The organism is Cypionkella sp. TWP1-2-1b2 (genome assembly GCF_049896245.1).
Classification (GTDB): Bacteria; Pseudomonadota; Alphaproteobacteria; order Rhodobacterales; family Rhodobacteraceae; genus Cypionkella.
In genome coordinates this window covers 132387-143625 of sequence record NZ_JAFCTX010000002.1, presented here as the reverse complement: position 1 = coordinate 143625, position 11239 = coordinate 132387, and the positions used below count along the sequence as shown (strand labels likewise).

Here is an 11239-nt window from a genome sequence, read left to right as displayed (position 1 = left end):
AGAGACTACGCGCGCTGACACCTGTTTCATGCATAACTGCCGCAGGTTACACCACACGGATGCCGAAACCCACTATGGGGCTTGGCCCTAGCAAACGGATATCAGGATTAATCATGGATAAACTTTCTGCCTACGCCCCGCTGGTTGGCCGCATCTTTTTGGGCGCGCTGTTCTTGATCGCAGGTTTTGGCAAACTCAGCGATGTCGCTGGTTTTGCGGGCTATATGGCTTCTGCGGGGGTGCCCGCATTTCTGGCTTGGCCTGCGGTGATCTTTGAATTGGCGCTGGGGGCTTCGATGGTTCTGGGCTTCCAAGCACGGATCATGGCGCTACTCGGCGCGGGTTTCTGCCTGCTGGCGGGGATTTTGTACCATTTCAACCCGGCTGATCAGATGCAGATGACGATGTTTCTGAAAAACGTCGCTATTGCGGGTGGTTTCCTGATGGTCTTCGCGCATGGCGCGGGCCCACTTGCGCTCGACAAGCGCTAAGTTTAGCAAAATTACGCTTGGGCCGGGGGAAACCTCGGCCCTTTTTACTGCCCGGTTAACGGCTTGGCAAGGAATTGCTGCTTTGCTGATCGCGATCGGAGGTGGCATGAACATCTATCATTGCATGATCGAGCTGAAAGACGGTGCCCGCGCGTTGGCCTTTGCGGCGGCGGTTGAGGCCTGGATGAGCTATCTGAAAACCCAAGGGCTGATCCTGGAGTGGCGGCTGTTGCGGCGGAAATTCAGGCTGGCCTCTGGCATGCATACCGATTTTCTGCTGGAAATTGACGTCGGGGGCTTGGCCGATCTTGATGCGGCTTTCGCAGCGCTCTCCACCCCGGATGAAGCCGCCGAGCGACGATATGACCACATGCACCAGATGATCGCGCAGATTGAGGTTGGGCTCTATCGCCGCTTCCCCGATGCAGCACAACGCGAACGCATTGCTCTGATCTAGTGCCGCCTTGATCTAGGCCGCGTGCAAGGCTACATCGCCCCTATGATACAAGAATTGCACATCATCGGCGGCGGTATGGCCGGATCTGAAGCGGCTTGGCAAGCGGCGGAACAAGGCATACGCGTGGTGATCCACGAGATGCGGCCTCAGGTGGGCACTTTCGCGCACAGGACCGGTAATTTTGCCGAAATGGTCTGCTCAAATTCGTTCCGCTCGGATGATGATGAACGCAATGCGGTGGGGCTTTTGCACTGGGAAATGCGTGCGGCCAATGGTTTGATCATGGCGATGGCCGAGACGCATCGTTTGCCCGCAGGCGGCGCGCTGGCGGTGGATCGCGATCCGTTTGCCGAAGCTGTCACAGCAAAGCTGAACGCGCATCCACTGATTTCCTCGTCGTTTGAGGAAGTGACCGAACTGCCCGATCAGGGCCAATGGATCATCGCCACCGGGCCTTTGACCTCAAGCGCGCTGGCGCAAAGCATCCGCGCGGCAACCGGGGCTGATGCTTTGGCGTTTTTCGACGCCATCGCCCCGATTGTCTATGCCGAGTCGGTGGATATGTCGCTGGCCTGGATGCAAAGCCGCTACGATAAGGGTGAGACGGTGGAAGAACAGACCGCCTATATGAACTGCCCGATGACCAAGGACGAATACTACGCCTTCATCGACGCGCTGCTCGCGGCAGAGAAAACCGAGTTCCATGAAGGCGAAACCGCAGGCTATTTCGACGGCTGTTTGCCGATTGAGGTGATGGCGGAACGCGGACGTGAGACGTTGCGCTTTGGCCCGATGAAGCCAGTGGGGCTGACCAACCCACACAATCCAATGAAGCCCTATGCCGTGGTGCAACTGCGCCGCGACAACAAACTCGGCACTTTGTACAACATCGTCGGCTTTCAAACCAAGATGAAGTACGGCGCGCAAACCGCTGTTTTCAAAATGATTCCCGCGCTGCACAATGCCAGTTTCGCTCGGTTGGGCGGCATTCACCGCAACACCTTCATCAATTCGCCAACCCTGCTGGATGATCAAATGCGGCTGAAATCACGGCCCAATATCCGTTTTGCCGGCCAGATCACCGGGGTGGAAGGCTATGTCGAATCCTCGGCGATGGGTCTGCTTGCGGGCCGGATGGCTGCGGCCGAATTGCACGGGCGGGTTTTGCCACCGCCGCCGCCCGACACCGCGATGGGCGCGCTGATCACCCATATCACCGGCGGGGCCGACGCGAAAACCTTCCAGCCGATGAACGTCAACTTCGGTCTGTTTCCCCCGATTGACGCCCGCGGCGGTCGTAAAGGCCGCAAGGACCGCTACAAAGCCTACACGGATCGGGCGAAAGAATCGTTCACGGAATGGCTTTCGTAACCCGCTTCGCCCCCTCGCCCACCGGGCCCTTGCATCTGGGTCATGCCTATTCGGCGCTGCTCGCGTATGACATGGCGGTTGCGGAGGGTGGAAAGTTCCTGCTGCGGATTGAAGACATTGACCGCAGCCGCAGCAGGCCTGAGTGGGAAAGCCAAATTTATGATGATTTGCAATGGCTTGGCATCTGGTGGGATGAAGTGCCGCAGCGCCAGTCAGATCGCCTTTCAGACTATAGCAAGGCGCTTGATGATCTTTGGCTGCGCGGGCTGATCTATCCCTGTCGCTGCACGCGTCGCGATATCGAAGCAGCGCTTTCGGCCCCGCAGGAAGGCGCTGAAGTTCCGGCTGGCCCAGATGGCCTAATCTATCCCGGCACATGTCGCAGCGAAATGTCTTACGAGCGGAGCTTTTCCGAAAACTATCCAAGGCCCACAGATGCCAATCTTCGGCTCGATTTGGGCTGCATCGCGGATAGTCTGATTTTTGAACATAGGATCGACAGTGCGAATGGCGGTTGGCATTGGTATACATCCTATCGCGAAACCGGGATTGGTCCAAACGGCCAATCCGGGCTTGTCGAGTTTTCTCCCGAGGATATGCAGAAAGCGGTTGGTGATTTCGTCATCGCGCGCCGCGATATCGGCACGTCTTATCACTTATCGGTGGTGCTGGATGATGCTGCACAAGGCGTAACTCATGTGGTTCGGGGGGCAGATCTTACCGAGGCGACCAAGATCCATGTGCTTTTACAACGGCTTCTGAGCCTTCCCACCCCGATCTACCACCACCACCGTCTGATCCGCGACGATCAGGGCAAGCGTTTGGCCAAGCGTGACGATGCCCGCGCTTTGTCGAAATACCGTGCCGAAGGCGCGACGCCTGCCGATATTCGCCGCATGGTCGGGCTATAACGGCTCGGAGATCACCACTTCGACACCGTCGCGCACCGCCGTGTAAAAGCAACTGCGTCGATTGGTGTGGCAGGCCGGACCCACTTGCGTCACCAGTGCCAGCAGGCAATCGCGGTCGCAATCGACGCGCAATTCCACCAGCCGCTGCACATGGCCCGAGGTTTCACCTTTGGCCCAAAAAGCCTTCCGCGACCGCGACCAATAGGTCATCGCCCCGGTTTCCAGCGTGCGCGCCAGTGATTGCGCGCTCATCCAGGCCATCATCAGCACTTCGCCCGAGGTATGGTCCTGCGCGATGCAGGGAATCAGGCCGTTGGCGTCATAAGTCAGCGTTGTAGGGTCGAATTGCATCGGCTGCTCCTTGGCGAAGGCGTGAAATCGGCTTATCTTGCGAGTTGGAAAAGGGGAAGCCATGCACGATAGCGATCTCGTCAAATCCGGCGACAGTGATCTTGTCAAACTTTATTCAGGGCGGATTTTGGCACTGGCGGCTGACATCCCGCATCTGGGCCGCCTGACAGCACCAACCGGGACCGCGCGCAAACGCTCGCCGCTGTGTGGATCAGCGGTGACTGTCGATCTTGTCATGAAAGACGGTCGGGTCGCGGATTTCGCGCAGGATGTGAAGGCCTGTGCATTGGGTCAAGCCTCGGCTTCGATCTTGGGTGGGGTGATTCTGGGCCGGAGCCGTGCAGAACTGGAGGCCGCGCGCGAGATGCTGCGCGCCATGTTGAAAGACAATGGCGCGGTGCCTGCCGCGCCTTTTCAAGGTTACGAAGTCTTAATCCCAGCGCGCGACTATAAGAATCGCCATGCCTCGATTCTTTTGGCACTGGATGCCGCCTGTGAGGCTGCCGCACAAGCAGAGGCCGCATAAAAAACCGCCGCGCATCCAAATGGATGGCGGCGGAAAGTGGCGTTCTTTCACCAAGGCAGTGGCAGGGCAGCCACGCGGCGCATCACTTGGGGACAGATGCGCGGGCCCGGTTCGACAAGACCGCAGGCAGAACCTTCAAAGCGTGCCAGACATTCCCAATCCGGCGAAAAGCAGCACAAACAACGAAACAACGCCAACAGCTTCAGCCATAAGGCTGGAGTTGGACCGTTTCAGGATTTCGATAATCTCGGTGAACATTGCGACCTCCGTTTGCTTGTTGCCCTATTGTTCTCATATTCTTTACCACCTGTAAAGAACTTTATAAGAACATTTGTGAACTTATGAGAACATAACCCAAGCAGAACGCTTTGGTTCCCAACCCCCAGACACAAGATTGTGAGGTTTCAGCCGACAGAAATCAGTTTTATCGCACGATCTTGATCAAGCAGCCACAGCAGCACACGGGCAGCCTTACCGCGCGGGCTGCGCAGATCGGGGTCAAGTGCCAGCAACGCCCGCGCATCGGACTGTGCGACGGCCATCAGCCCCGCTTGCCGCTCCTGATCGGCGACACGGAAGCGTGGCAGACCGGATTGCGCGGTGCCAATCAGATCGCCCGCGCCGCGCATCGACAGATCTTCTTCGGAAATCCGAAAGCCGTCTTCGGTATCACGGATCACTTTCAGCCGCCGCTCACCACTTTCCGAAAGCGGCGCTTGATAAACCAGCAAGCAGGTGGAATCGACGCTGCCGCGCCCAACCCTGCCGCGCAACTGGTGCAACTGCGCCAGACCAAAGATTTCGGCGCGCTCGATCACCATGATCGAAGCATTCGGCACGTTGACGCCGACCTCAATCACCGTCGTCGCCACCAAAATCTTGGTAATCCCTGCGACAAACCGCGCCATCGCGGCGTCTTTCTCGGCCACCGGCATCTGGCCATGCACCAGCCCCACCACATCGCCCAAAGCCGCCCGCAGGGACTCGAATCGTTCCACCGCGCTGGCGTAATCGACCAGTTCGGATTCCTCAACCAAGGGGCAGACCCAATAGGCCTGCCGCCCCTCGGCCACGGCACGCGCCAAGTGCCCCACCACCTCATCCATCCGCGCGCCGGAAATCATCACCGTCTTGATCGGTTTGCGCCCGGCGGGTTTTTCATCCAGCACCGAGACATCCATATCACCATAACTTGCCAGCGCCAGACTGCGCGGGATCGGCGTCGCCGTCATCACCAGCACATCCACCGCCTGCCCCTTGGCGCCCAGTTCCATACGTTGTGAGACGCCAAAGCGGTGCTGTTCATCGACCACGGCAAGGCGAAGATCTTGAAAATGCACATCCTTTTGAAAAACCGCATGGGTGCCCAGCAGGATCTGGATCTGGCCATCCTGCAGGGCAGCCAGCTTTGACGCACGCTCTGCCCCCTTATCGCGCCCGGTCAACAACTCTAACCGGATGCCCGCAGCTTCAGCCAAAGGCAGCAGACCCTCTCGGTGCTGGCGCGCCAGAATTTCGGTCGGGGCCATCAGAACGCCCTGCCCGCCCGCCTCGACCGCCGTCAGCAGCGCAAGGAAGGCCACCAAGGTTTTGCCCGAGCCGACATCGCCCTGCAGCAAGCGGTTCATCCGCAACGGCTGCGCCATGTCTTGCGCAATCTCGGCCACGGCGCGGGTTTGTGCCGCAGTCGGCACATAGGGCAGCGCGGCCAAGACTTTGGCGGTCAGCGCTCCGGTGCCGATGGTGGCCACGCCATTGCCCCGCCGCAGATGCGCGCGGGCCAGTGACAGCGTCAGCTGATGGGCAAAAAGTTCATCATAAGCAAGGCGTTGCCGGGCGGGATGGGTGAACGCCAGCGCCGCCTGATCCTGCGGTGCATGGGCAGTTTCTAAGGCGGTACGCCAATCTGGCCAAGCCTCTCGCGCCTTCAGGTTCGGGTCGATCCACTCTGGCACCAGCGGCGCCCGCGCCAGCGCCGAGGCCGCGGCCTTGGCAACCTGCCGCTGGGTGACGCCAGCGGTCAAAGGATAGACCGGCTCGAACAGCGGCAATTCGCTGGCGTCCTCGGGGCGCAAAACATGATCGGGGTGGACCATTTGCGCAATGCTATCAAAGAGTTCCACCTTGCCGGATACCAAGCGGCGCTGGCCAGTCGGCAGAAGCTTTTGCAGATAATCGCCGCGCGCGTGGAAGAATACCAGTTGGAACTCCAACGCCGCATCGCGCACCATCACCCGGTAGGGGCGGCCCTTTTGCCGGGGCGGGAAATGGCTGCCAACCTCGACCTCAACCGTCACCGTGCAGGGTGGCACCACGTCGCGGATTGAGGCTTTGCGCGAACGATCCACCGCGGAATGTGGCAGCAAAAATAAAAGGTCCTTTGGCTTTTCCACCCCCAGAAGCGCAAAAGCCTGCGCGGTTTTTGGGCCAACGCCGTCCAGAGTCTCTAATCCGGCAAACAGCGGAAACAGAATTTCCGGGCGGCTCATGCCTGACCGATCAGGGCAAGCCATTGATCTTCGTCAATCACCTTAACCCCATGTTTTTCGGCGTCTTTCGCTTTTGACCCCGCCCCCGGCCCGGCAATCAGCAGATCGGTTTTGGCCGAGACCGAGCCCGCAACCTTGGCGCCCAAAGCCTCGGCCCGCGCTTTCGCTTCCGCCCGCGTCATCTTTTCCAGCGTGCCGGTGAACACCACGGTTTTCCCGGCGACGGGGCTGTCGACCGGCGCACGGGCTTGCACGGATTGCACCTGCAACTGCGCCACCAAAGCGTCAATCGCCGCACGCTCAAAGCCGTTTTGAAACGCCGCCACCAGCGAACCCGCCAGCACTGCCCCCACACCGTCAATCGAAATCAGTTCCGCCCATTCCGCAGTTCCAGGCAAAGCATGGGTGATTGCGGCCTCGAAGCCATCCCATGTCGCATAATGTCGCGCAAGCAGGCTTGCCGCAGCCTCGCCAACATGGCGGATGCCGAGGCCGAAGATCAGCCGATCCAGCGGGATGGTGCGCTTGGCCTCAATCGCCGCGAACAGTTTCTTTGCGGAAACCTCACCAAAACCATCGCGATTTTTCAATCTTTTCAGACCGTTGGCTTCGTCCCGCGCCGCGAGCGTGAAAATATCCGCCGGGGTTTTCACCGGCAGATCGGCATCGTGAAAAAACATTTCAACCTGCCTGGCACCCAAGCCTTCGATGTCAAACGCCCCGCGCGAGACGAAATGCTTCAGCCGCTCCACCGCCTGTGCCGGGCAGATCAGACCACCCGTGCAACGACGCACCGCATCGCCGGGTTCGCGATGTGCGACCGAGCCACATTCCGGGCAAATACCGGGAAAAACATAAGGTTGCGCATCGTCCGGGCGGCGATCCAGATCAACATCGGCAATCTTCGGGATCACATCGCCCGCACGATAGACCTGCACCCAATCGCCGACACGAATATCGCGACCCTCGCGGATCGGGTTGCCCTTGGCACCGCGCCCGGCGATGTAATCTTCATTGTGCAGCGTTGCATTGGCCACCACAACGCCGCCGACCGTCACCGGGGCCAGCCGTGCTACAGGCGACAATGCGCCAGTCCGGCCAACCTGAATGTCGATCGCCTCAAGTCGGGTCCAAGCCAGTTCGGCCGGGAATTTATGCGCAATCGCCCAGCGGGGGGTGGCGGAGCGAAAGCCCAGCCGCGCTTGCAGGCCAAGGTCGTTGACCTTGTAGACAACGCCGTCGATGTCATAGCCCAAAGTCGCCCGCTTGGTCTCGATATGGCGATACTGCGCCAACATCTCCTCGGGGCCTGCGCAAATCACGGTGAGAGGATTTGTTCGAAACCCCAGATGGTTAAGCCGCTCAATCGCGCCAAATTGGGTCGCTGCCAGCGGCGCAGACAACGCCCCCCAGGCATAGGCAAAGAACCGTAAAGGCCGCGCGGCGGTGATGCCGGCATCCAGTTGCCGCAGACTGCCCGCTGCGGCATTGCGCGGATTGGCGAACAGTTTTTCGGCCTTTGCCGCCTGTCTTTGGTTCAGGGCTGCGAAATCGGCGTGGCTCATGTAAACTTCACCGCGCACTTCCAGCAATTGCGGCGCATTGCTCAACTGCTGCGGAATATCCGCGATGGTGCGGGCATTTTCGGTGACATTCTCGCCGACCTCGCCATCGCCGCGCGTCGCCGCCTGCACCAACACGCCATGTTCATAGCGCAAAGACAGCGACAGACCGTCGATCTTCGGCTCGGCTGTATAGGCCAAAGCGCTATCGGTGCCGAGGTACTTGCGCACGCGTTCGTCAAAATCGGCGATGTCGCCATCTTCAAACGCATTCTCCAGCGACAGCATCCGAACCGCATGCGCGACTTTGCCAAAGCCATCGGCCACGCCGCCGCCAACCTGGTCGGACGGGCTATCGGCGCGTTTCAAGACCCGAAACCGCGCCTCAAGCGCCAGATTTCGGCGTTTCAGCGCATCAAACTCGGCATCCGAAATCTCTGGCGCGTCCAGCGTGTGATAGGCGCGGTTGGCCGCTGCAATCGCTTCGGCCAGCCGGGCGAGTTCAACCCGGGCTTCGGCCTCGGTCAACTGCTCAAGATCCACCGCCATTGCCGCCCCCATTTCCGTTTCGCCCAAGTTATGCGGCGGGCAGGAAATGGGCAAGCGCAGGCAAAGCTTTGATCAAGCGCTGGCGACCAAACGCGGGGCCAAAGCCGGGCTCGGATCGCGCAGCACATAGCCACGGCCCCAGACGGTTTCGATATAGTTGGTGCCGCCGGTCGCCTCTGCCAGCTTTTTGCGCAGCTTGCAGATGAAGACATCGATGATCTTCAACTCGGGCTCATCCATGCCGCCGTAAAGATGGTTCAGGAACATCTCTTTGGTCAGCGTGGTGCCTTTGCGCAGGGAAAGCAGCTCCAACATCTGATATTCTTTGCCGGTCAGATGCACCGTCGCGCCTTCGACATCCACGGTCTTGGCGTCAAGGTTCACATTGACCCGGCCGGTTTTGATCATCGACTGGCTGTGGCCCTTGGAGCGGCGGATGATCGCATGGATGCGCGCCACCAGTTCTTCGCGGTGAAAGGGTTTTGTGAGGTAATCATCGGCGCCAAATCCGAAGCCTTTGATCTTGTTCTCGGTATCGTCCGACCCCGAGAGAATCAAAATCGGTGTCTCAATCCGCGCGAGGCGCAACTGTCGCAGCACCTCGTGCCCGGACATATCTGGCAGATTAAGATCCAAAAGAATCAGATCGTAATCATAAAGTTTCGCCAGATCGATGCCATCCTCACCCAGATCGGTGCAATAGACATTCAAGTTCGCGTGGGTCAGCATCAATTCGATACTACGGGATGTGGTAGGATCGTCTTCAACCAGTAAGATTCGCATTCCGGGGCTCCGTCACAGGCTCTTGTTCGTTAATGACTTTGGCTGGCAATGGTTAACTACACGTTACTGTGACCGTATGAATCCCAAAAACAATCTAAAGTTGTCGGTACTTTTGAAGTGTTGTGACGCGTAGGGCTTTTTCGCCATGGGTTTCAACCGCTTGCCGCCAGAGCACGAATTCTTCCTCTGACAAAGCGTAGCGTTCCAAGGCTTCGGCCTCAGAAATCAGGCCGTAGATCACGGCTTTGACAACCACGACTTTGCGACTGGCCACCCAGCGTTGCGTATCGGCGGGTGGCAAATCAGCGCGCGACAGGATGCTGCCATCGGGCAAAGTGACCTGACGCGGGCCATCAACTTTCTTGAGATACATGGTAAGTTCCTCATTCATACCCGGGCAGTTTGACGGAACGGGCTTAAACAAGCGTAAAGCCGGGGGTTGAGAGTAGGTGGCATTTTCCTATATTGCGATCTAATGGCCATAATGCTGCCCCATTTCCCGGAATTTTCGATGTTAGATCAGCCGTTGAACTCGCTTGGTTTCGCCAAGCCGCCCTCGGAGACCCGTGTGGTCGTCGCGATGTCGGGCGGTGTCGACAGCTCGGTTGTGGCCGCCCAACTGGCCGAGGAAGGCTATGATGTGGTCGGCGTCACCTTGCAGCTTTATGATCACGGGGCGGCACTGGCGAAAAAGGGCGCATGTTGTGCGGGTCGAGATGTTCACGATGCGGCGCGGGTGGCGGAACTGATGGGGTTTCCGCATTACGTGCTGGATTATGAGAACACCTTTCGCGAGGCGGTGATTGAGGAGTTTGCCGACGCTTATCTGGCGGGGGCGACGCCAGTACCGTGTATTCGCTGCAATGAGCGGGTGAAGTTCAAGGACCTGCTGGCGACCGCGAAGGATTTGAACGCGGATTGCATGGCGACGGGGCATTACATTCAGCGCAAAGTTGGCGATGGGCCAGAGTTGCATATGGCGACGGATGCGAACCGCGATCAGAGCTATTTCCTGTTCTCGACCACGGCGGAGCAGTTGGATTATCTGCGGTTTCCTTTGGGGCATCTTGGGTCCAAAGCCGAGACACGGGCGCTGGCTTTGCGGTACGGGTTGCCTGTGGCGGATAAGCCGGACAGTCAGGATATTTGCTTTGTTCCCAACGGCAATTATGCGGCGGTGATCGAAAAGCTGCGCCCCGGTTCGGCTGATCCGGGGGATATTGTCGATAAGGCGGGGCGGGTGTTGGGGCAGCATCGCGGGGTCATTCATTACACGATCGGGCAGCGCAAGGGGCTGGGGATCGGGGGGTTGGGAGACCCGTTGTATGTGGTGAAGCTGGACCCAGGCTTGCGGCAGGTGATCGTGGGGCCGAAAGAGGCGTTGTCGACGCGGGTTATCCCGCTGCGCGAGATCAACTGGTTGGGTGACGCGCCGTTTGAGAGCCGCAGTGAGTGGCATTTGAATGTGAAGGTGCGCTCGACACGGCCACCCCGGCCTGCAATGGTGCGGCCGATTTCCAGCACCGAGGCGATGGTGGAACTTCTGGACCCGGAGGATGGGGTGTCGCCGGGTCAGGCTTGCGTGTTTTATGCCCCCGAGGGCAGCCGGGTGTTTGGTGGCGGCTGGATTTGGCGGGGGCGGTAGTGGTCCCAACTCGGGACCTTTTTTAGACTCGGGTTTTCAAGGGGTTGACCTTGGCTGGTTAAGAGATTTTTAAGGTTTGCGGGCTTTGCTGACCTTAGCCGGGG

The 11239-nt window shown here is 59.1% G+C and carries 12 protein-coding genes; 6 read left to right on the top strand and 6 right to left on the bottom strand.

The features are described 5' to 3' along the window. Nucleotides 1–113: 113 nt before the first annotated feature. From ACP7AP_RS01885 to gluQRS, 4 genes are all read left to right on the top strand, one after another. Nucleotides 114–491 (top strand): DoxX family protein, encoded by a 378-nt coding sequence (locus tag ACP7AP_RS01885; RefSeq protein ID WP_426031660.1) that lies wholly within the window; start codon nucleotides 114–116, stop codon nucleotides 489–491. 106 nt (nucleotides 492–597) lie between these two features. Further along, entirely contained in the window at nucleotides 598–948 is a 351-nt protein-coding gene (locus ACP7AP_RS01880) for a DUF6614 family protein (protein ID WP_426031658.1), read from the top strand. A gap of 42 nt (nucleotides 949–990) precedes the next feature. Further along, nucleotides 991–2319: a methylenetetrahydrofolate--tRNA-(uracil(54)-C(5))-methyltransferase (FADH(2)-oxidizing) TrmFO gene (trmFO, locus tag ACP7AP_RS01875; protein ID WP_426031656.1), complete on the top strand. Its 1329-nt coding sequence runs from the start codon at nucleotides 991–993 to the stop codon at nucleotides 2317–2319. Further along, a complete protein-coding gene (gene gluQRS, locus ACP7AP_RS01870) occupies nucleotides 2307–3230 on the top strand; it encodes a tRNA glutamyl-Q(34) synthetase GluQRS (RefSeq protein ID WP_426031654.1) in 924 nt (307 codons plus the stop codon). The genes trmFO and gluQRS overlap by 13 nt, the downstream gene beginning before the upstream one ends. Here the strand turns inward: gluQRS and hisI are convergent. After that, on the bottom strand, nucleotides 3225–3581 hold the full coding sequence (gene hisI / locus ACP7AP_RS01865; RefSeq protein ID WP_426031652.1) for a phosphoribosyl-AMP cyclohydrolase: 357 nt from the start codon (nucleotides 3579–3581) through the stop codon (nucleotides 3225–3227). The genes gluQRS and hisI overlap by 6 nt on opposite strands. 61 nt (nucleotides 3582–3642) lie before the next feature. Here hisI and ACP7AP_RS01860 point away from each other — a divergent pair, with 61 nt between their 5' ends. Beyond that, on the top strand, nucleotides 3643–4107 hold the full coding sequence (locus ACP7AP_RS01860; protein ID WP_426031650.1) for an iron-sulfur cluster assembly scaffold protein: 465 nt from the start codon (nucleotides 3643–3645) through the stop codon (nucleotides 4105–4107). A 135-nt stretch (nucleotides 4108–4242) separates the two neighbouring features. Here ACP7AP_RS01860 and ACP7AP_RS01855 read toward each other — a convergent pair whose 3' ends face one another. The 5 genes from ACP7AP_RS01855 to ACP7AP_RS01835 form a co-directional block, all read right to left on the bottom strand. Continuing rightward, a complete protein-coding gene (locus ACP7AP_RS01855; protein WP_426031648.1) occupies nucleotides 4243–4365 on the bottom strand; it encodes a hypothetical protein in 123 nt (40 codons plus the stop codon). Nucleotides 4366–4511: 146 nt separating this feature from the next. Further along, complete coding sequence (gene recG, locus ACP7AP_RS01850; RefSeq protein WP_426031646.1) at nucleotides 4512–6596, bottom strand: ATP-dependent DNA helicase RecG; 2085 nt, start codon at nucleotides 6594–6596, stop codon at nucleotides 4512–4514. Further along, complete coding sequence (gene ligA, locus ACP7AP_RS01845) at nucleotides 6593–8707, bottom strand: NAD-dependent DNA ligase LigA (protein WP_426031644.1); 2115 nt, start codon at nucleotides 8705–8707, stop codon at nucleotides 6593–6595. Before ligA ends, recG begins: the two co-directional genes overlap by 4 nt. 72 nt (nucleotides 8708–8779) lie before the next feature. After that, a complete protein-coding gene (ctrA, locus tag ACP7AP_RS01840) occupies nucleotides 8780–9490 on the bottom strand; it encodes a response regulator transcription factor CtrA (RefSeq protein ID WP_426031642.1) in 711 nt (236 codons plus the stop codon). 94 nt (nucleotides 9491–9584) lie between these two features. After that, entirely contained in the window at nucleotides 9585–9863 is a 279-nt protein-coding gene (locus ACP7AP_RS01835) for a DUF1153 domain-containing protein (protein ID WP_426031640.1), read from the bottom strand. A gap of 138 nt (nucleotides 9864–10001) precedes the next feature. Between ACP7AP_RS01835 and mnmA the strand changes: the two genes are divergently transcribed. Continuing rightward, nucleotides 10002–11135 carry a tRNA 2-thiouridine(34) synthase MnmA gene (mnmA, locus tag ACP7AP_RS01830; RefSeq protein WP_426031638.1) on the top strand — a complete coding sequence of 378 codons (1134 nt, stop codon included), beginning with the start codon at nucleotides 10002–10004 and terminating at the stop codon, nucleotides 11133–11135. Nucleotides 11136–11239 lie beyond the last annotated feature (104 nt).